Source organism: Lentzea indica, assembly GCF_012184385.1.
Lineage (GTDB): Bacteria > Actinomycetota > Actinomycetes > Mycobacteriales > Pseudonocardiaceae > Lentzea > Lentzea indica.
This window is the reverse complement of the sequence record NZ_VSRL01000163.1, coordinates 1-19874: the sequence shown is the minus strand read 5'-3', so window position 1 is coordinate 19874 and position 19874 is coordinate 1. Positions and strand designations below refer to the sequence as shown.

Genomic DNA, 19874 nt, shown 5'->3' with positions numbered 1-19874 from the left:
GGCAGCTCGTCGCCCCCGGAGTTCGGCCAGCGCAAGCTGAAGGTCGAACCACATGCGATTCCGCAGACGCGAGCGGCGTTCGAGCACGCGCTCGACGAGGATTCCCGCCGCGTACTGCCCGCGTTCCGGCAGGTCGAACTCGACGACAGCGCGCAGGAACTCGTCCGGCAGCTGCAGAAGGATTCCCGCACCGTCACCCGAGGTGGGCTCGGCGCCGGCGGCGCCGCGGTGCTCCAGGTTCGCCAGCGCCGTCAACGCATCGCTCACGATGCCGTGCGAACGCCTGCCCTGGATGTCGGCCACCATGGCGACACCACAGGCGTCGCGCTCATCAGCCGGGTCGTAAAGACCCTGGGGGCCGGGGATGGCGGAGAAGATCACTTCGCAGACCTCCTTCGTCGTCCTCGCGTAAAGAACTAAAGTCCTCGTGCTCAGACCTCGAACCAACAGGTGGGAGCACGGGACGACGATGGCCCGCGTGTTGACGCGACTTTAACAGCCGCGAAACCTAGTGACACCCGCCAATGGGTGATCTAGGTCATGGATGTGTAACGATTCCCCGCTGCGGAGCGACATTGCGGCCAACGTCGGCGTTCGTTACAGCCGGGTAAGCGTAACCGAACGTTCAACATCAGCCATGCTGATGAGAGTTGCGCGACATTCACGTGTTGACACTGGTTCCGCTGGGTACTTCATCGTGTTGGCTGGTCAGCCGCACGCCGTCTCAGTTAGCGGACGCTCACCTCGACTGCCCGCAGCGGTGCGCACCGTCCATTCACGCGAACCGTGATTGTTCTCCACCAAACGAAACCGAGGTCCCGTTCACCCCGCGCCGCATGCGGGGAGAACGGGACCTCGGCATACATGGAGGTCGCTGGTCTCGTGGCCGGGGACGGGGAGAGACGCCCCCGGCCACGGACGTATCAGTGAGCCGCCGCCACCTTCTCCGACTCGGCGTGCTGCTTCTCCAGCAGGTCGTCGACGTCGACCAGGTCGGGGTTGTCCAGCACCTCGTTCAGGCGCTCCTTGTCGAGGCCCTTCTGCCAGGCGGCGACGACCAGGGAGCCGACACCGTTGCCGATCACGTTGGTGATGGCGCGGGCCTCGGACATGAAGCGGTCGATGCCGACGATCAGCGCGATGCCGACCGCGGGGATGGCCGAGTGGGCCTCGAAGGCCTGCAGCGAGGCGGCCAGCGTGACCAGGCCGGCGCCGGTGACGCCCGCCGCACCCTTCGACGCGATCAACATGAACAGCAGCAGGCCGATCTGCACGCCGAGCGACACGTCGTGACCGGTGGCCTGGGCGATGAAGATCGCGCCCATGGTCAGGTAGATGCAGGTGCCGTCGAGGTTGAACGAGTAACCGGTCGGGATGGTGAGGCCGACGACCGACTTCTGCGCGCCCGCCGCCTCCAGCTTGACCAGCATGCGCGGCAGCACCGACTCGCTCGACGACGTGCCGAGCACGATCAGGATCTCGTCCTTGATGTAGCGCAGGAACTTCAGGAGGCTGAAGCCCGCGATCCGCGCCACGATGCCGAGCACGACGACGATGAACAGGAAGCACGTGGCGTAGAAGGAACCCATCAGCCACAGCAGCTTGCCGAGGATGCCGCCACCGAACTTGCCGACCGTGTAGGCGATGCCGCCGAAAGCACCGATCGGCGCCGCGTACATGACGATCTTGATGATGCCGAACATGACCTTGGAGAGGGTCTCCATCGCGGAGACGACCTTGGCGCCGCGTTCACCCATGCCCGCCACGGCGACGGCCACGAGGATCGCGATGACGAGGACCTGGATCAGCTGTCCGTCTGTGAAGGCGCTGACGAACGACTTGGGAATCAGGCTGAGGATGAAGCCGGTGATACCGGTGTCCGCGGTCGACGCGGACTTCAGCGTGTCCTTGGCCGCGGCCTCGTTCAGCGCGATGTCACCACCGTGGTGGCCCGGCTGCACGATGTTCACGACGAGGAGACCGATGGCGAGCGCCACCGTGGTCATCGCCGTGAAGTAGAGGATCGTCCGCAGCGCGAGCCCGCCCGCCTTGGCGAGGTTGCCGAGGCCCGCGATACCGACGATGATCGTCGCGAAGATGGTCGGCGCGATGACGACCTTGACGAGGTTGACGAACAGATCGGCGAGCCACTTCATCTCGGACGCCTGTTTGGGGAACAGGAAGCCGACCGCCGCGCCCAGCACGATGGAGACGAGCACCCAGAAGTACAGGTGCTTGTAGATCGGTTTGCGGCCTGTGGTGGTGGTCGCCACGGTTCCTCCTTGAACTTCGCGTTGGGTAGTGAGAGTGAGCCGCACCACCCGGCGCGACAACCCGGCGTCAGGAAACTTCAGACAGCCCTGACGTAACAGCTAGGCTTCGTCGGTGTCGCTCAGCCGTCGCACACTTCTGCTAGGGGCCGGACTGGCTCTCGCGGGATGTACCCAGCGCAGGGTCGAGGCACCCGCGGAACTGGTGCTCGCGACCGGACCGGAGGGTGCGGTCTTCCGCGAGGTCGGCGGGGCGCTGGCGGCCGCGCTCGCAGAGCAGCTGCCCGGCACGAAGGTGACGGCCATCCCGACCGCCGCGTCGGTCGAGAACCTCCAGCTGCTGCGCTCCGGCGAGGCACAGCTCGCTCTGTCCTCTTTGGACCCCATCGACGACCCGCAGAGCGTCCGCGCGGTCGGCCGGCTCTACGACAGCTTCCTGCAGATCGCAGTGCCCGCGGCGTCGCCGATCAGGACCTTCCGCGACCTCGCGGGCAAGCGGATCTCGTTGGGCCCCATCGGTTCCGGCACGGAGTTCACCACCATGCGGATGCTGGAGATCTTCGGAGTGTCCGCAATGGACGAACGCATGGCCCATTCGGTGGCCTCACGCAGGCTCGCGGACGGATCACTGGACGCGATGCTGGCGCTGACCGGCATCCCGACACCCGCGATCACCGATCTGAAGGGCAAGGTGCGGCTGGTCGACATCGCGGAGGAGGCCGTCAAGCTCGCCGACGCGTACAAGGGGCCGTACATCCCGGCGACCATCCCCAGCACCACCTACGAGGACGTGGCGGCGAACCACACGTTCGCGGTGCCGAACCTGCTGCTGGCGCGCGAGTCGCTCAGCGCGGACGTGGTGGAGGTCGTGACGCGCACGGTCTTCACCGAGACGGCACGGATCGTGGAGGGCCACCCGGAGGCGTCGAGGATCAACGTCCGCACCGGTATCTCCACCGGCCTCGTGCCGCTGCACGACGGCGCTATGCGCTGGTTCCGTTCCGTGAAGCGCTGAGGGCGACCCGGACGTCCAGGCCGGGGTGCGCGTCGTGCAGGGTGAGCGTGCCGCCCGCCGACTCGATCAGCTCGCGCAGACGCGAGGCCGAGCCCGGTGCCCGCGATGTTCTGGTGCTTGGTGGCACGCCAGAAGCGCTGCAGCGCGTGCTCGCGTTCCTCGTCGCTCAGGCCGTCGCCGTTGTCGATGACGTGCAGTTCGCCGGGTTTGCCGGTGACCCGCACCTCCGTGGCGTTGGCGAGCCGGATGGCGTTGCTGACGAGCTCGTCCAGCACGCTGCCGAGCCCGCCTGGCGGCTCCTGCATGGTGAGGCCGGCCGGCATGTCGATCTTCAGGGTGACGTCGGCCTGGCTCGCCAGCGCCTGCCAGGCCGCCCGGTGGGTGGCGAGCAGCTGATCGATCTCGACCGGCTCGGTCTGCCTGGCGCTGTCGAGACGGGTCGCGGCGAGCAGCGTGTCGAGCACGCGGCCCATCTCCTCCGCCTCGTCGACGGCGATCTGGTGTGCTTCCCTGCCGTGCTCGCCCCGCACGTGCGGCTCGAGGTTGTCGACGGCGAGCCGCAGACTGGCCAGCGGGTTGCGCAGCTGGTGCGACGCATCGGCCACGAACGCCTTTTGCCTGTTCAGAGCCCTGCCGACGACGTCGACCATGGTGTTGAAACTTCGCGCGAGCCTTCTGAGCTCCGGTGGTCCGCCGACCTCGTCCGCCCGCACGTCCAGGTTGCCTCCCGCCACCGCCGCGGTGGCCTCGTCCAGCCGGCTGACGGGCCTGAGCACCCACCGCGACATGGGCCAGGCTGCGGCCACCACGGCCAGCATCGGCGCGAGCCCTGCCAGCGCCATGAGGCCCCACTGGCGCAGCACCTCGGTGCGGAGACCCCCTGTCTGCGAGATCGTGACGACAGCGGCCACCACCTCGCTGTCACGTCCGACAGGTTCGACGACGACCAGCGAGCCGGTGCGCCACGGCCAGCCCGTGTAGTCGGGTTCGGGCCGGACACCACCGTTCAACGCCGTGTCGAGGGCCTTCGTGACCTCGCGATCGGTGGTGGGGTTGAAGCCCAGCCGTGAGGCCAGCAGGATCCGCTTGTCCGCGCTGACCAGGGCGACCGGGATGTCGTAGAGGGCGTCGTAGCGCTGGATCTCCTGGCTGAGGGCCTCCAGGCGGTCCGACTGCAGCGCGCTCTCACCGAGCGAGGCGAACCTGCTGGCATCACTGAGGCGGTCGAGGTAGGTGGTCTGCGTCTCGCGCTGCACCACCGCGGACGCCAACGGGATGCCGAGCGCCGCGACCAGGGCGACGAGCAGCGGAACGGTGATGACGAGCAGTCGGCGGAGCATCAGCCGAGATTCTTCCCCACGTCCCTGTGGATGTCTTCTGGACGCTCGTCACGTGGCCAGCCGGTACCCCACGCCGCGGACCGTCTCGATCTTGACGTGCCCGCCGACCTTCCCGCGCAACGCAGCGATGTGCGTGTCCAGCGTCCGTGACGGCGCCTCCCAGTGCGCCTGCCACACCTGGTCGACGATGAAGTCGCGGCTCACCACCTCGCCCGCTCTCGCCGCGAGCAGGGCGAGCAGGTCGAACTCCTTGCGGGTCAGCGACAACGGCTCGCCGTCCAGCGTGACGGCACGTGTCGATGTCGAGATCTGCAGCGCGCCGACCTGGATCGGCCCGTCGCTCTCCGGCTCCGCGCGGTGCGTGCGGGTGCGGCGGAGCACGGCCTCGATCCGGGCGAGGAGCTCGGACGTGCCGAACGGCTTCACCACGTAGTCGTCGGCGCCCGCCCGCAGGCCGAGCACGCGTTCACGTTCCTCGCCGCGCGCGGTCACCGTGATGACGGCGGTGCCCGGACGGTGCCGCAGCTCGCGCAGCACGTCCAGGCCATCGCCATCGGGCAGGCCGAGGTCGAGCAGCACCACGTCAGCGGGCGCGGCACGCAGCGCGTCGGCGGCCGTGGCCACCCGATGCACCTCGTAGCCGGCGTGCCGCAACGCGGTCAGCAGGCCTCTGGCCACCCGGTCGTCATCCTCGACGACGAGCACGCGCACAGATCACTCCGGTTTGACGGACTCCGGGGAGTTCTTGGTGTCCTTCGCAGCGTCTTCTTGCTGTTCTTCTTCGGTCACGGCTTCGTCAGTCACAGGTTCGGCCTCGGCCTCGGCTTCGGCTGGTTCGTTCGTGCCTCGCAGCGCGGCGACGTCCTCACGCTCACCGCGGGACTTGGCCATGACGAAGTAGGCGACCGCGCCGATGAAGACCAGCGCCGACACGAACACGTTCACCCGCGTGCCGAAGATCAGCGTCGCCTCGTCGGTGCGCATCAGCTCGATCCAGAACCGACCGGCCGTGTAGCCCGCGACGTACAGCGCGAACGTCCGCCCGTGACCCAGCCGGAACTTGCGGTCGGCCCACACGATCAGCAGTGCGACACCGAGGTTCCACAGCAGCTCGTAGAGGAACGTCGGGTGCACGACCTGGATCGGCGTGTGGTCGATCGCCACACCGGCCAGCGCGTCCTCACGCCCCTCCGGCGTGACGCGGCGGTAGATCTCCAGACCCCACGGCAACGTCGTGTCGCCGCCGTAAAGCTCCTGGTTGAAGTAGTTGCCGAGCCGCCCGATGGCCTGCGCCACGACGATGCCGGGCGCCAGCGCGTCCGCCATCGCGGGCAGCGGAATGCCCTTGCGCCGGCACCCGATCCACGCACCCACGCCACCGAGCGCGATGGCACCCCAGATGCCGAGGCCGCCGTTCCAGATCTCCAGCGCCGCGAGCGGGTTCTTACCCGGCCCGAAGTACTTCTGGTAGTCCGTGATGACGTGGTAGAGCCGCCCGCCGACCAGGCCGAACGGCACCGCCCACACGGCGATGTCGGTGACCTCGCCCTTGATGCCCCCTCGGTCGACCCAGCGGCGTTCACCCCACCAGATGGCGACGATGATGCCGGCGATGATGCACAGCGCGTAGGCCCTGATGGGGAGCGGACCGAGGTACCAAACACCACGGTCTGGGCTCGGGATCGTGGCCAGGACGGCGTTCAACCCGTTCAACACGTCGCCCACCGTACCGGTGGGCTTGTGTGCGTCTCGTTCGGACGCTCGATCGTTACCGGCCCGAACCCTGTCGGTGCCGATCACCAAAATTGAAACTGGGGGAACCCGGCCCGGCACGTGTGTGTGGTAACAGCGCATAAGCCCGTGTCTGCGCAGCCACGAGCCGACATCTGGTGCGGTGGTTCGCCTGACGTTGCCCAGCAGCGCGTCCAGTGGCCGAACCGCGCGGGAATCCCCCAGACCTTCTCTGCAGAGCAGGCCGATCCAGAAGGCACCGCCTTCTTAGTGGGTTCGTGATCGCTGAGCCGAGATACTCGGACGCGGTCTGAGGCGGACTCCCGAAAGGTCGGACATGACGGTCCTGGTGATCGGCGGCGGTATCGGTGGCCTGGCGACGGCGCTCGGTCTCGCGCGGGCCGGGCATCGCGTGACGGTCCTCGAGGCCGCGGCGGTGTTCGAGGAGATCGGCGCCGGTATCCAGGTGGGGCCGAACGGGTTCCGCATGCTCGACTCGTTGGGCGTGGGTGCCGTGGTGCGGTCGCGGGCGGTGCACGTGGACGAGTTGCGGCTGCGGTGCGGGGTTTCCGGCCGTCAGATCGCTGGTTTGCCGATCGACGAGGGTTTTCAGCAGCGCTTTGGCACGTATGCGGTGGTGCATCGCAACGACGTCCTCACGCCGTTGCTCGACGCCTGTCAGAACGACGAGCGCATCGATCTTCGGGTGAGCAGCGGCGTGGAGGCGTACACGCAGGACGCCGACGGGGTCACGGCGGTGCTGCGGTCGGGCGATCTCGTGCACGGCGAGGCGATGGTCGGCGCGGACGGGCTGCGCTCGGCCGTGCGGCGTCAGCTCGTGGGCGACGGTGATCCCACGGTCTCCGGGCACACGACCTTCCGCGCGGTCATTCCCGCTCAGGACGTGCCGCGCTCGTTGAAGGAGAACGTCGTCACGCTCTGGGCGGGGCCGCGCTACCACGTCGTCTGGTACGTGATCGCCGGCGGGCGGTACGTGAACCTGGTGGCCACCACGGACAACGGCGCCACGGAGCCCATGACCGGCAAGCCCGTCGAGCACGCCGAGGTGATGCGGCACTTCACGCCGTTGTGCGACGACGCGACGCGGATCATGGAGCTCGCCGGCGAGTGGCGTGCGTGGGTGCTGTGCGACCGCGCGCCGACCACGACGTGGCAGGACTCGCGCGTGGTGTTGCTCGGTGACGCCGCCCATCCCGTGCTGCAGTACGCCGCCCAGGGCGCCTGTCAGGCGTTGGAGGACGCCGTGTGCCTCTCCTCGGTGTTCGACCCTCGTGACGTGGTTGGCTCTTTTGCCCGGTACGTGTCGCTCCGCTCGGAGCGCACCGCGCGCGTCCACCACGCCTCGCGCTTGATGGGTCGGGAGGTCTATCACCCTGCGGGCGCGGCCGCTGCGGCCCGTGACGCGATGTTCGCGTCGTGGACCACCGCTGACCTGCATGAACGGCTGGAGTGGCTCTACGGCTAGGAGGGCAGTTCGATCGTGACCGGGAACGGCCGCTCGATCGTCAGCACGCCGTTCTCGCTCCGCGCGATCTCGACGTACTTCCCTTCTTCTCCGAGCTCGAGGAGCGTCGCCTTGGGGACGTCCTTGGCAGGATCGATGATCAGGTAGTAGGACACACCGGCTTCCGCGTACACCTGACGCTTGACCACCACGTCCTTCACCTTGGTGCTCCGGGAGATCACCTCGCCGATGAGGAGCACGTCCGCCGCCGGCACGGTCAGGCCTTTCGCACCCCTCTTCTTCAGCACCGTGAAGTCCGGGATGAACAGCCGATCGCCATCGAACTGGACGTTAAGCTCGATCGTGGTCTCGAACTCCTTCGGACACGCTCCACGCAGCGCGTACGACGCCTCGAACACCAGTCGCTGGTGCGCGGCGGTCCCCAGGGGGCTCACGTAAAGCATCCCGTCAACGAGCTCGATGCGTTGACTGTTGTCCTCCGGCAACGAGAGGACGTCGTCAAGCGTCCAGGGCCCCTCGTGGTTGGGCAGCAGGTACTCAGTCTTGATCTCGGCTGGCGCCGCCACTGGGCATCACCTCCGTTGACCGCCTGCGCACCACCAGTGTGGCACGCCGAGCGGATGGCTGGCTTGTGCATAGCGCCACGATCGCAGGTCAGACCGACAGCCAAAGGGGGTTTTGACCCCAACCGACCCAGATTCACTCGATCAGGTGTTCGAATTTGTGTCACGCTCTTGGAGGAACTCCAAGGACTCCGAAAGGAGGCACTCTCCCCACAACTTCATACCCGCCATCTCGACAACCACTCGATGGCGAGCACAGTGTTCAACCGTTCAAAGCTCAACCGCGCCACCCGACAACCTGAGGTGAAGCCGCCGCTGCAGAGTCGGCTTCACCAGCGCGCAAAGCAAAACCGCCCGGCTCGAGGGCCGAGCGGCTTCAACGAACCCAGAAGCTCAGACGGTGGCAGCGGCCGATCGCACGCCCTTGGCCAGATCGGCGGCCAGCGCGCGCACCGCACCATCGCCCTCGGCCACAGCCGACACGAACGCAGACCCGACGATCACGCCGTCCGCGAACCCGGCGATCTCCGCAGCCTGGGCACCGGACCGCACGCCCAGCCCGACACCGACCGGAATCGAGGTGTGTTCACGAACCCGCGCAACCAGTTCAGGAGCAGCGGACGACACAACGTCACGGGCACCGGTGACGCCCATGACCGCGGTGGCGTACAGGAAGCCGGATGACGCGTTGGCGGTCATCTCGATGCGGTCGTTCGTCGATGACGGCGCCACCAGGAAGATCCGGTCGAGGCCGTGCGCCTCGGAGGCCGCCATCCAGTCGCCGGCCTCGTCCGGGACGAGGTCGGGCGTGATGATGCCGAGGCCACCGGCGGCCGCGAGGTCACGGGCGAACGCGTCAACGCCGTACCGCAGCACGGGGTTCCAGTACGTCATCACGACCGCACGCCCACCGGCGTCAGCAACGGAGGCCACCACGTCGAACACGTCACGCACCCGGAACCCGGCGGACAACGCCTGCTCGGCGGCCGCCTGGATCGTCGGGCCGTCCATCACCGGGTCGGAGAACGGCAGACCGACCTCGACCAGGTCGCACCCGGACTCGATCATCGAACGGAGGTGGTTCTTGGAGCCCTCGACCGTCGGGAAGCCCGCCGGGAGGTAGCCGACCAGCGCGGCGCGCGACTCGGCCCGCGCGGCAGAAAACACGTCAGACAACGACATCAGGCCTGTCCCCCGTCAGCGAGGCCGAAGTACTTCACGGCCGTGTCCATGTCCTTGTCCCCGCGCCCGGAGAGGTTCACGACCAGCAGGCCGTCCGGCCCGAGCGACGGCCCGAGCTTCAACGCGCCCGCGAGCGCGTGCGAGGACTCGATCGCCGGGATGATGCCCTCGGTGCGGGAGAGCAGCGCGAACGCCTCCATGGCCTCGGCGTCGGTCACCGGGAAGTACTCGGCCCTGCCGATGTCCTTCAGGTGCGAGTGCTCGGGGCCCACGCCGGGGTAGTCGAGACCGGCGGAGATCGAGTGGGCCTCGGTGATCTGGCCGTCCTCGTCCTGCATCACGTACGACATCGCGCCGTGCAACGAACCGGGCGTGCCGGCCGTCAGCGTCGCGCCGTGGCTGCCGCTGTCCAGACCGGAGCCACCGGGCTCGACGCCGACCAGGCGAACGTCCAGGTCGTCGATGAACCCGTGGAAGATGCCGATCGCGTTCGACCCGCCACCGACGCAGGCGACGACGGCGTCCGGCAGACGGCCAGCCTTCTCCAGGATCTGCGCGCGCGCCTCGATGCCGATGATCCGGTGGAAGTCGCGCACCAGAAGCGGGAACGGGTGCGGGCCCGCGGCCGTGCCGAGCAGGTAGTGCGTCTCGTCGACGTTGGCGACCCAGTCGCGCAACGCCTCGTTGATCGCGTCCTTCAGCGTCCGCGAACCGGACTTCACCGGGATGACCTCGGCGCCCAGCAGGCGCATGCGGGCCACGTTCAGCGCCTGGCGCTCGGTGTCGACCTCGCCCATGTAGACGACGCAGTCCAGGCCGAGCAACGCGCACGCGGTCGCGGTTGCGACGCCGTGCTGACCGGCGCCCGTCTCGGCGATCACGCGCTTCTTGCCCATGCGCTTGGTCAGCAGCGCCTGACCGAGCACATTGTTGATCTTGTGTGAACCCGTGTGGTTCAGGTCCTCACGCTTGAGGAACACGCGCGTACCGGCGTGCTCAGCGAACTTCGGGGCCTCCGTCAGCAGGGACGGACGGCCCGCGAAGTCCTTGAGCAGGCGCTGGAACTCGTTCACGAAGTCCGGGTCGATGCGCGCCTTGTCGTACTCGGCCGCCAGCTCGTCCACCGCCGCGATCAAGGCCTCGGGGACGAACCGGCCACCCCACGGGCCGAAGTGGCCACGCGCGTCGGGATCGTGCGGCGTGGGCGTGAACTGGCCCATCGGGTAGCTCCTCTAGCGCTGTTATCGGCTGGGCCGCGGGCACGCGGGGTGCGAGCCGGCGGTCACGAGCTTGTTCACGGCGGCCTTGGGGTCGCCGCTGGTCACCAGGCTTTCGCCGACGAGCACCGCGTCGGCGCCCGCACCGGCGTACGACATCAGGTCGCCGGGCCCGGTCACGCCCGACTCGGCGATCTTGATCGTCTCGAAGGGTAGCCCTGGAGCGATCCTGCCGAAAACGTCTTTATCCACCTCCAGCGTGTGGAGGTTGCGCGCGTTGACGCCGATGACCGTCGCGCCCGCCTCGAGCGCACGGTCGGCCTCCTCGGCCGTGTGCACCTCGACGAGTGCCGTCATGCCGAGCGACTCGACGCGGTCGAGCAGCGACACCAGCGCGTTCTGCTCCAGCGCGGCCACGATCAGCAGCACCAGGTCCGCACCGTGCATGCGCGCCTCGTGCACCTGGTACGGCGCGACGATGAAGTCCTTGCGCAACAAGGGAATCTTCACCGCCCGGCGAACGGCGTCGAAGTCCGCCAGCGACCCGCCGAAGCGGCGCTGCTCGGTCAGCACGCTGATCACCGACGCGCCACCAGCCTCGTACGAGGACGCGAGCTCGGCAGGCTCTGGAATCTCCGCCAGCGCTCCCTTGGAGGGGCTGCGGCGCTTGACCTCGGCGATGACACCCACGTTCGGGCCGCGCAGCACCGACATCACGTCGAGCGGCGGGGCTGCCTTGGCCGCGCGCTCCTTGACCACGTCGAAGGACAACTGAGCCTCGCGAGCGGCGAGATCCTCACGCACACCTTCGAGGATCGACTCGAGAACCGTCACAGTCTTGCTCCCCTTCCCGCTAGGGGGATGCTAACCCCGGCGGAGTAACGACCCAGCCACCGGGGTTCGGTGTCCACGCAGCTAGCCGAGGTTGTGCACGCGTCACATGCGTGAACGTGGATGAATGATCTTCACTCGTTCGAGGGAGGTCCACCGGGGGTCTTATCGTCGGTCGGATCATCCCCACGCTCCAGCGCGCGCCACATGTCCGTCTCGGGGTCGTGCGCGCGGGCCTTCTGCCCGCCCACCCCGATCTTCGGCATACGAGCCCCGAGCGCTACCTGAAGCGCTCCGGAGCCCGCCACGAGCACGCCTCCGGCGATCGCCAGCCAGTGGCCGGAAAACGCCGCCGCGATGCCGACGACGATCAGCAGCGCGCCGAGGATCCGCCGCGTCACGCCGCTCAACGCGACCACCGCCGCGACGGCCGCGAGGCAGAGCAGCGCGACCGGCACCGAGCCCGCGCCCCAGAAGGCACCCGCCGCTCCCACGAGCAGGAGCGCGGCGATCCACAACAGACGGCGTCCCATGGAGCGGCTAGCTTTCCACTGCCGGCGCCATCGTCTGCGCGGTGGCGATCGCAGCCAGCACCGCGCCCGCCTTGTTGAGGCACTCGTTGTCCTCGGCCAGCGGGTCCGAGTCGGCCACGATGCCGCGCCCGCCTGCACGTACGCCACGCCGCCGCGCACCAGGGCGGTGCGGATGGCGATGGCGGTGTCCGCGTCGCCGGCGAAGTCGAAGTACCCCACGACGCCGCCGTAGAGACCGCGCCGCGTGGGCTCCAGCTCCTCGATGAGCTCCATCGCGCGCGGCTTGGGCGCACCGGACAGCGTGCCGGCCGGGAAGCACGCCGCGACCGCGTCGTAGGCCGTCTTGCCCTCGGCCAGCTCGCCGGTCACGGTCGACACGATGTGCATGACGTGGCTGTACCGCTCGACCTTGAAGAAGTCGACGACGTGCACGGAGCCCGGCTTGCAGACACGGCCCAGGTCGTTGCGGCCGAGGTCGACGAGCATCAGGTGCTCGGCGCGCTCCTTGTGGTCGGCGAGGAGGTCCTTCTCCAGCAGGGCGTCCTCCTCCGGGTCCTCGGCGCGCCAGCGGGTGCCCGCGATGGGGTGAGTCGTCGCCTTGCCGTCGCGCACCGTGACCAACGACTCGGGGCTGGAGCCCACGATGTCGAAACCCTCGAGGCGCAGCAGGTACATGTACGGGCTGGGGTTGGTCGCGCGCAGCACCCGGTAGATGTCGAGCGCGTCGGCGTCCGTGTCGATCTCGAACCGCTGCGACACCACGACCTGGAACGCCTCGCCCGCCCGGATGGCCTCCTTGGCCTTCTCGACGGCGGCGAAGTGCTCCGCCTGCGAGCGCCGGCGCCGGAACTGCGGCTTCGGCCGTGCGAACACGGCGGCGGTCGGCGGCGCGGGCGTGTGCAGCTGCGTCGTCATCTCGTCCAGGCGCCGCACCGCGTCGTCGTACGCGGCGTCTACCCGCTCTGCCGAGTCGTCCCAGTTGATCGCGTTCGCGATGAGCGTGACCGTGCCCTCGTGGTGGTCGAGCGCGGCGAGGTCGGTCGCGAGCAGCATGACCAGCTCGGGGATCTTCAGGTCGTCCTCGGCGATGTTCGGCAGCCGCTCCAGCCGCCGCACCGCGTCGTAGCCGATGTAGCCGACCATGCCGCCGGTCAGCGGGGGCATGCCGGGCAACGGGTCCGTGCGCAGCACCTCGACGGTCTCACGCAGGGCCTGCAGCGGGTCGCCACCGTCCGGGAGGCCGACGGGCCGCGTGCCCGTCCAGTACGCCTCACCGCCGGTCGCTGTCAGCGCGGCGGACGACTGCACGCCGATGAACGACCATCGCGACCAGGAGCGCCCGTTCTCCGCCGACTCGAAGAGGAACGTGCCGGGCCTGTCGGCCCCGAGCTTGCGGTACAGCCCGACAGGGGTCTCCGCGTCCGCCAGCAGCCTGCGCACCACCGGGATGACCCGGCGGTTGACCGCCAGCTCCCGGAACTCCTCGCGCGTTGGGCTCACGGCCCCCAGACCAGCGGCGGCCACAGCCCCGATGACGCTCACCATGCCGGTAATTGTTGCATAAATTCAACATCTGTTGAACTATGGCCCTGTGGAGCAAGTGAACCAGAAACGACGAGGCCGCCGCGCCGCGGGCGAGGACACCAGGGCAGCGCTCATCGCCGCGGCGCGCGAGGTGTTCGTCGAAAAGGGCTACGACGGCGCGACGGTCCGCGCGATCGCCACGAAGGCCGGCGTGGACGCCGCCATGGTCAACCACTGGTTCGGCGGCAAGGAGGGCCTGTTCGCCCAGTCCGTGCTGCAGCTCCCGTTCGACCCGGCCGAGATCCTCAAGCGCGTGCTCGACGGGCCGGTCGAGGAGGCGGGCGAACGCATCGTCCGCACTTTCGTCACGGTGTGGGACGCGACAGGTGGCGGCACGTTCGCCGCGCTGATCCGCAGCGTCACCAGCCAGCCGGAAGTCGCGAACGCGCTGAAGTCGTTCCTCATCAACGCGATCTTCAAGAACGTGCTCGCGGAGTTCGGGGTGGAGCAGCGCGAGTTGCGGGCCACCCTGTGCGCCACGCAGATGGTCGGGCTCGGCATCGTCCGGTACGTCGTCCACTTCGAACCGCTGGCATCCGTCGACATCGACACCCTGGTGAAGGTGATCGCCCCGAACCTGCAGCGCTACCTGACCGGCGACCTGGACTAGTCGGCGTCGGACAGAAGAACCGTGGCGTCGAAGCACGTGCGGTCACCCGTGTGGCAGGCGGCGCCGACCTGGTCGACGGTCAGCAGCAGCGTGTCGCCGTCGCAGTCCAGCCGCACCTCGTGCACGTACTGGGTGTGCCCGGAGGTCTCGCCCTTCTCCCACAGCTGCTGACGGCTGCGCGAGTAGTAGGTCGCGCGGCGCGTGGTGAGCGTGCGGTGCAGCGCCTCGTCGTCCATCCACGCCACCATGAGCACCTCGCCGGTGCCGCGCTGCTGCGCGACCGCGCACACCAGACCGTCCGGGGTGCGCTTGAGCCGCGCTGAGACGGCGGGATCGAGCGGGCTGCTCAACGGGGTCCTCCCAGGTGTTCACGAGCGGGTCCGGTGTTGAGCAGGACCACTCCGTAGATGTGCACAGCGGACAGCACGCCGGACGCGACGCGGGTCCACGCCGGTCCGTCGGCCAGCACGATCACGAGATGCAGCAGGGCGACGAGGATGAACACCACCATCGCCGGGTAGTGCATGAACCGCAGCCGCAGCAACAACGCCGCAGCAACCGGCAGTTCGACGAGCGCGATGAAGGACGGCAGCTTCAGCACGTCCGCGTCGCCCGTCGAGCGCCACAGGATCAGCCCGACGGTGAAGAACACCAGCGCACCGCAGAACGCGACCGCCGAGGCCACCCGCACCTCGACCGGCTTCATCGCACTACGACGCCGGCCTGGCGCAGGCCGTCCTTGACCTCACCGATGCGGAGCTGTCCGAAGTGGAAGACACTGGCCGCCAGCACGGCGTCCGCGCCGGCGGCGACCGCCGGCGGGAAGTGGTCGATCGCACCGGCACCACCGCTCGCGATCAGCGGCACGTCGACCGCGCGGCGCACCAGCTCGATGAGCTCGAGGTCCGAACCCCGCCTTGGTTCCGTCGGCGTCCATCGAGTTCAGCAGGATCTCGCCGACGCCCAGCTCCTGGCCCTTCGCGGCCCACTCGACGGCGTCGATGCCCGTGCCGTTGCGACCGCCGTGCGTGGTGACCTCGAAGCCGGTGCCGCCGGGCACGCGCCTTGCGTCGACCGACAACACGATGCACTGCGCCCCATAGCGCTGCGAGCACTCGCGCAGCAGCTCGGGCCGCGCGATCGCCGCCGTGTTGAGGCTGACCTTGTCCGCGCCCGCACGCAGCAGCTTGTTGACGTCCTCGGGGCTTCGCACGCCGCCACCGACCGTGAGCGGGATGAACACCTGCTCGGCCGTGCGGCGCACCACGTCGTACGTCGTTTCGCGGTCACCGCTGCTGGCTGTCACGTCGAGGAACGTCAGCTCGTCGGCACCCTCGGCGTCGTACGCCCTGGCCAGCTCGACCGGGTCGCCCGCGTCGACGAGGTTGGTGAAGTTGACGCCCTTCACCACCCGGCCCCGGTCGACGTCGAGACAGGGGATCACGCGGACAGCCACTGACATGCGCGAAAGCCTACATAGGGTGCCGTTCCCGCACGCCGCCGACCAGCCCGGTCACCGCGGTTCGAGCCGCTGGACCAGCTGCGCCGGCGTGCTCGCCGCGCCGACGTAGTCGCCCACGCCGAAGTCGCACCCGCGTCGCGCCACCACCGGGCGGTCTCCGCCGAGTCGATCCCGTCCACCGCGACCGCCAGCCCTTCCTGACGCATCAGCGGGAGCAGCGCCGTCAGGTGCGGCGAGCGGTCCGGCACCAGCTCCCGCGGCAGCCGCACGCAGCTCACCGGCAGGCTCCGCACGGCGGCCACGTCCAGTGGCCCCAGCCCGAAGTCGTCGAGCACCGTGTAGACGCCCATGTCCGCCAGCACGGCCAGGTTGTCCATCGCGTCGGCGTCCGGCAACAGCCCGGCAGGCATGCTCAGCATCAGCTGGTGCGCCTCGAACCCGGTCTCGTCCAGCACCCGCGCGATCCGCTGGACGAGGTCCGCGTCGGTTGCCTGGTGCGCGGTCAGCCGCACGGCCAGCGGTCCGTCGAACTGCCCGCGCTGCCGCCACCACCGCACCTGACCGCAGGCGAGCCGGAGCAACCACTCACCCAGCGGGAGCACGAGGCCCGTCCGCTCGGCCAGCACCGCACATCTGGCGTGCGGCAACGGTTCCGGCGCGTCCGGCCGGTCCCAGCACAGCTCCGCCTCGACCGCCGTCACGACGCCGAGGCGCAGATTCCACACCGGGCGGTAGCGCACAGCGATCTCGCCGTTCTCCCACGCACCGGGCATGACGACGGCCAACGCTTCGTCGCGCCGGTCGGCCGCGTCCTGGCCGGGATCGAAGACGCGCCACTGCCCGCGCCTGCCCGACCTGGCCCGGTGCAGCATCGAGTCCGCGGCGCGCACCAGCTCCGCCGGATCGACGCGTGCGACGGCCAGTGCACGACTCCCGCGCTCACCGACACCGCGAGGCCGTGACCGTCCACATAGACCGGTTCGGCGAGCTCGCTGCTGATCATGTCCATGAGGGCCGCGATGTCCGGCGTCCCCGCGGAATTCTCCACGACGATGCCGAACTCGTCACCGTCCAGCCGCGCCACCATCGCCTGCTCGTACATCATGATCGACTTCAGCCGCTGGGCGACGTGTTGCAGCAGCCTCTCCCCGGCATGGCGGCCGAGGCTGTCGCACACGAGATCGAACGCGTCGAGGCCCAGGTGGAACAGCGTGACGCCATGGCGTGGATCGGCTCCGCGCAGCACGGCTTCCAGATGGGCACTGAAGGCCATCCGGTTCGGCAGGCCGGTGAGCGCGTCGTGTCGCGCCTGCCGGTCGAACTCGTACCGCAGGAGGGTGAGCTCAGCGTCACTCTCGATCATCACGACGTAATGGCTTGGCTCGTCCATCGCGTCGCGAAGCAGCGACGCGGCGAACGAGACCGTGACCGCTTCGCCGCTCCCACCCGTCATCCGCACCGTGTCCCGGAAACGCTCGGACGTGCCGTCGCGCAACGCCGTCAGCTTGTCGCGGAAGGACTCGGCCGAGTCCGGTGCCACGAGATCAAGCAGGGACAGCCCGGCCAGTTCCTCCGGTGTGCGGCCAAGGATGTCGCCGGTCGCCTCGTTCGTACGCACCAACCGTCCGTCCAGCCCAGCGAGCAGCACCCCGGTCCTCGACGACGTGACCACCTCGTTGAACCGCGCCTCGGTGGCGTGGAGGTTCCGCTTGGCATCGTGCACCGCCTTGAGCAAAGCGTGGCGCAAGCTCTCCTGCTCCTCGAACACGCGCGCCCTGCTCGCCGTGGCGAACCCGTTGCCCAGTGCGCCGAGCGCCTGCGCGATCCGGCCCGCGTAGCGCTCCACGGGCTGGAACTCCGGCAACTCCGGCAGTCCCTCACCGAGCACCTCGGTGGTCTGCCTGAAGCCGATCTCGCTCAGGTTGCCGAGCGCCACGAGTTCCTCCGCGACCCTCTCGGCCGGCTCGGCGGCGAAGGGCGTCGCGTGCAGCGACCGGCACACCGCGTCGAGCATCGCGCTCACCCGCTCTTCGAGCTCGCTCCCCGAGAAGGCGAAGTAGGCCGAGCTGCCCAACCGATGTGCCCACTCGAGCGCGAGCGCCCGCCGCGCACGGCTGTCGTCCGCCGCGAGATCGAAGTCGACGACAGCCACGACGGCGCCGGAAGTCGCGTACCGGGCAGCCACAGCCGACCGCCGGAGCCCGGAGTGCCTGGCCCTGGCGAGGAGAGCGGCCAGCCCGCCGCGGTGTCGAGCTCGACCGGGACCGAATCCGCCTCGTGCGCGCGCCGGACCAGATCGCGGGCGGCGTCGTGGTGACGATCGGTCATGATCGGTCGCCTCCTCGCATGTCGGTGAACTTGTCTGTCAGCGGCGACAGCAGCTTGAAGAACCGTTCGACCTGCGTTCGCACGGTCGACTCGGTGATGCCCACGGATCTCGCGATGTCGGCGTACTCGATGCCCTCGATGAAGTACATCGTGACGACGACGCGCCGCCGGGGAGGTTGCCGGTCGATCAGCTCTCGCACCGCGGCGAGCGCGACGTCCTCGTCGAGCCGGTCGACCACGTCGTCCTCGAACGAGGCGACGTCCAGCTCCACGTCCAGCTCGGCGAGCTTCTGCCGGCGCCGGTACACGTCGCTGACCTTGTTGGCGGCAATTCCCACCACGTACTTGCGGTTGTCGTCCCGGAGATGGCCTTCCCGCCTCGCCCAGCACCTGAGCATCTCCAGGTAGGCGTCCTGGACGACGTCCGCCGTGAGGTTGTCATCGCCCTTCGTCATGCGGCGCACCGTCGCCGTGACCTGTTTGGCCGTGCTCTCGTAGAACGCTCCGAAGGTGGCCGAGTCGCCGACGGGCTTCACGCCGCCGGTCCCACGGTCACCTCGACGACGCCCCCGCCAGGATCTTGGTCGACGACGCGCCCACCGGGGCCGAGATGCCGCACCACGTTCTCGATGCTCGTCCTCCGCACCCGATAGCGGCGTAGCGCGAGGAGTTCACGGACCAGTACGGAGACGAGTGGCACCAGACCGAGTGCCCACATCCACGCGTCGCCCATCCGTGCCGTCCTTTCGCTGCGTCTCTATGAGAGGTCGCGGGAGACGGCCTCGTTGTCTACAAGGCAGCGCAAAATAGTTGGTTCGTGGACGCGGCATTAGGCTCGTGGACGTGATCACCGAATTGGGCCGTGGCGAGTACCTGCTGCTGACGACGTTCCGCAAGGACGGCACCCCGGTGCCCACGCCGGTCTGGGTCGCTCCTGGCCCTGACGACGACGTGATCTACGCCTGGAGCGCCAAGGAGACCGGCAAGGTCAAGCGGATCCGGCGCAGTGGAGACGTCGAGATCGGGCCGTGCGACTTCCGCGGCAACCCCAAAGGCGGGTCGGTCAAGGCGCGGGCACGGTTGATGGACGACGACGCCAGCGACGACGTCCGTTCGCGCATCGTGAAGAAGTACGGCTTCATGGGCTGGCTGACGATGACCGGCAGCAAGCTGCGCCGGGGACGGACGGGCACGATCGGCATCGAGATCACGGCGGCGAGCTGAACGGTCAACGTTGATTCGGCCAGTCAACATTGACGACGCGAATCAATGTTGACTCAACGTTGACGACGCCGATCAACGTGGACTGCAGACGTCAACGCCGACTGGGAACGTCAACGTTGAGCGTCAACCCGAGGTTGACCGAGCATTCAGCGTCAACCTAGAGTTGACGCGTGATCCAGTTGACCGACCTCATCGTCACGGTCGCCCAAGAGGCCGACGACTCCCTCGTGCGCCTGGCGAAGGCCGTCGAGATGAGCGCTCAGCTGAACGAGCTCGGCGACCACCTGATCGGCCACTTCGTCGACGAGGCACGCCGCGGCGGCGCGAGCTGGGCCGAGATCGGCGAGAGCCTCGGCGTCACGAAGCAGGCCGCGCAGAAGCGGTTCGTGCCCAGGGAGTCGCCGGAGCTGTCCAAACCGTCGACGGAGCGCTACACCCAGCGCTCACGCCGGGTGATCGCGCTGGCCCGGCACCACGCGCGGTTCAGCGAGCGGATCG

General features: G+C 68.7%; 19 protein-coding genes and 4 pseudogenes. 5 read left to right on the top strand and 18 right to left on the bottom strand.

What is annotated here, in order from left to right:
• Both FXN61_RS33210 and dctA read right to left on the bottom strand, forming a co-directional pair.
• A partial coding sequence (locus FXN61_RS33210; RefSeq protein ID WP_167977918.1) for a hypothetical protein occupies window positions 1-381 on the bottom strand: 381 nt, incomplete at its 3' end.
• Between the two features lie 542 nt (window positions 382-923).
• Window positions 924-2273, bottom strand: a complete 1350-nt coding sequence (gene dctA / locus FXN61_RS33205) for a C4-dicarboxylate transporter DctA (RefSeq protein ID WP_167977917.1) — start codon at window positions 2271-2273, stop codon at window positions 924-926.
• A 112-nt stretch (window positions 2274-2385) separates the two neighbouring features.
• On the opposite strand from dctA, the gene FXN61_RS33200 reads away from it, so the two are divergent.
• On the top strand, window positions 2386-3285 hold the full coding sequence (locus tag FXN61_RS33200; protein WP_167977916.1) for a TAXI family TRAP transporter solute-binding subunit: 900 nt from the start codon (window positions 2386-2388) through the stop codon (window positions 3283-3285).
• Window positions 3286-3392: 107 nt separating this feature from the next.
• Here FXN61_RS33200 and FXN61_RS53155 read toward each other — a convergent pair.
• The 3 genes and pseudogenes from FXN61_RS53155 to lgt all read right to left on the bottom strand — a co-directional run.
• Window positions 3393-4073: pseudogene (locus FXN61_RS53155) on the bottom strand (HAMP domain-containing sensor histidine kinase); the annotation flags it as partial.
• A 600-nt stretch (window positions 4074-4673) separates the two neighbouring features.
• The gene (locus FXN61_RS33190) at window positions 4674-5336 is read right to left on the bottom strand and encodes a response regulator transcription factor (RefSeq protein WP_167977915.1); all 663 of its coding nucleotides are present in this window, start codon (window positions 5334-5336) and stop codon (window positions 4674-4676) included.
• A gap of 3 nt (window positions 5337-5339) precedes the next feature.
• Window positions 5340-6350 (bottom strand): prolipoprotein diacylglyceryl transferase, encoded by a 1011-nt coding sequence (gene lgt / locus FXN61_RS33185; protein ID WP_376770780.1) that lies wholly within the window; start codon window positions 6348-6350, stop codon window positions 5340-5342.
• Between the two features lie 343 nt (window positions 6351-6693).
• Between lgt and FXN61_RS33180 the strand changes: the two genes are divergently transcribed.
• Complete coding sequence (locus tag FXN61_RS33180) at window positions 6694-7842, top strand: FAD-dependent monooxygenase (protein ID WP_167977913.1); 1149 nt, start codon at window positions 6694-6696, stop codon at window positions 7840-7842.
• On the opposite strand, the gene FXN61_RS33175 is transcribed toward FXN61_RS33180, so the two are convergent.
• From FXN61_RS33175 to FXN61_RS33150, 6 genes and pseudogenes are all read right to left on the bottom strand, one after another.
• Window positions 7839-8408, bottom strand: a complete 570-nt coding sequence (locus FXN61_RS33175; RefSeq protein WP_167977912.1) for a Uma2 family endonuclease — start codon at window positions 8406-8408, stop codon at window positions 7839-7841. The genes FXN61_RS33180 and FXN61_RS33175 overlap by 4 nt on opposite strands.
• A gap of 390 nt (window positions 8409-8798) precedes the next feature.
• The gene (trpA, locus tag FXN61_RS33170) at window positions 8799-9587 is read right to left on the bottom strand and encodes a tryptophan synthase subunit alpha (RefSeq protein ID WP_188135759.1); all 789 of its coding nucleotides are present in this window, start codon (window positions 9585-9587) and stop codon (window positions 8799-8801) included.
• A complete protein-coding gene (gene trpB, locus FXN61_RS33165) occupies window positions 9587-10807 on the bottom strand; it encodes a tryptophan synthase subunit beta (RefSeq protein ID WP_167977911.1) in 1221 nt (406 codons plus the stop codon). Before trpB ends, trpA begins: the two co-directional genes overlap by 1 nt.
• A gap of 21 nt (window positions 10808-10828) precedes the next feature.
• Window positions 10829-11638, bottom strand: coding sequence for an indole-3-glycerol phosphate synthase TrpC (gene trpC / locus FXN61_RS33160; RefSeq protein WP_167977910.1), 810 nt, complete (start codon window positions 11636-11638; stop codon window positions 10829-10831).
• A 131-nt stretch (window positions 11639-11769) separates the two neighbouring features.
• The gene (locus FXN61_RS33155; RefSeq protein WP_167977909.1) at window positions 11770-12168 is read right to left on the bottom strand and encodes a hypothetical protein; all 399 of its coding nucleotides are present in this window, start codon (window positions 12166-12168) and stop codon (window positions 11770-11772) included.
• 7 nt (window positions 12169-12175) lie between these two features.
• Window positions 12176-13713: pseudogene (locus tag FXN61_RS33150) on the bottom strand (anthranilate synthase component I).
• A 46-nt stretch (window positions 13714-13759) separates the two neighbouring features.
• On the opposite strand from FXN61_RS33150, the gene FXN61_RS33145 reads away from it, so the two are divergent.
• A complete protein-coding gene (locus FXN61_RS33145; protein ID WP_167977908.1) occupies window positions 13760-14362 on the top strand; it encodes a TetR/AcrR family transcriptional regulator in 603 nt (200 codons plus the stop codon).
• Here FXN61_RS33145 and hisI read toward each other — a convergent pair.
• The 7 genes and pseudogenes from hisI to FXN61_RS33115 all read right to left on the bottom strand — a co-directional run bounded on the left by hisI (window position 14359) and on the right by FXN61_RS33115 (window position 18885).
• Complete coding sequence (gene hisI, locus FXN61_RS33140) at window positions 14359-14712, bottom strand: phosphoribosyl-AMP cyclohydrolase (protein ID WP_167977907.1); 354 nt, start codon at window positions 14710-14712, stop codon at window positions 14359-14361. The genes FXN61_RS33145 and hisI overlap by 4 nt on opposite strands.
• Window positions 14709-15068 (bottom strand): hypothetical protein, encoded by a 360-nt coding sequence (locus tag FXN61_RS33135; protein ID WP_167977906.1) that lies wholly within the window; start codon window positions 15066-15068, stop codon window positions 14709-14711. The genes hisI and FXN61_RS33135 overlap by 4 nt, the downstream gene beginning before the upstream one ends.
• A pseudogene (hisF, locus tag FXN61_RS33130) lies at window positions 15065-15824 on the bottom strand (imidazole glycerol phosphate synthase subunit HisF). The gene FXN61_RS33135 and the pseudogene hisF overlap by 4 nt, the downstream one beginning before the upstream one ends.
• Window positions 15803-16549 (bottom strand): EAL domain-containing protein, encoded by a 747-nt coding sequence (locus FXN61_RS53150; protein ID WP_312878171.1) that lies wholly within the window; start codon window positions 16547-16549, stop codon window positions 15803-15805. Before FXN61_RS53150 ends, hisF begins: the two are co-directional and overlap by 22 nt.
• Window positions 16522-18009 (bottom strand): diguanylate cyclase domain-containing protein, encoded by a 1488-nt coding sequence (locus FXN61_RS53145; protein WP_312878170.1) that lies wholly within the window; start codon window positions 18007-18009, stop codon window positions 16522-16524. The genes FXN61_RS53150 and FXN61_RS53145 overlap by 28 nt, the downstream gene beginning before the upstream one ends.
• A gap of 139 nt (window positions 18010-18148) precedes the next feature.
• Entirely contained in the window at window positions 18149-18688 is a 540-nt protein-coding gene (locus FXN61_RS33120) for an RNA polymerase sigma factor (RefSeq protein WP_167977905.1), read from the bottom strand.
• Window positions 18685-18885 carry a hypothetical protein gene (locus tag FXN61_RS33115; RefSeq protein ID WP_167977904.1) on the bottom strand — a complete coding sequence of 67 codons (201 nt, stop codon included), beginning with the start codon at window positions 18883-18885 and terminating at the stop codon, window positions 18685-18687. Before FXN61_RS33115 ends, FXN61_RS33120 begins: the two co-directional genes overlap by 4 nt.
• Before the next feature lie 110 nt (window positions 18886-18995).
• Between FXN61_RS33115 and FXN61_RS33110 the strand changes: the two genes are divergently transcribed.
• Window positions 18996-19376 carry a PPOX class F420-dependent oxidoreductase gene (locus FXN61_RS33110; RefSeq protein WP_312878169.1) on the top strand — a complete coding sequence of 127 codons (381 nt, stop codon included), beginning with the start codon at window positions 18996-18998 and terminating at the stop codon, window positions 19374-19376.
• 170 nt (window positions 19377-19546) lie between these two features.
• Window positions 19547-19874: pseudogene (locus FXN61_RS33105) on the top strand (Clp protease N-terminal domain-containing protein); the annotation flags it as partial.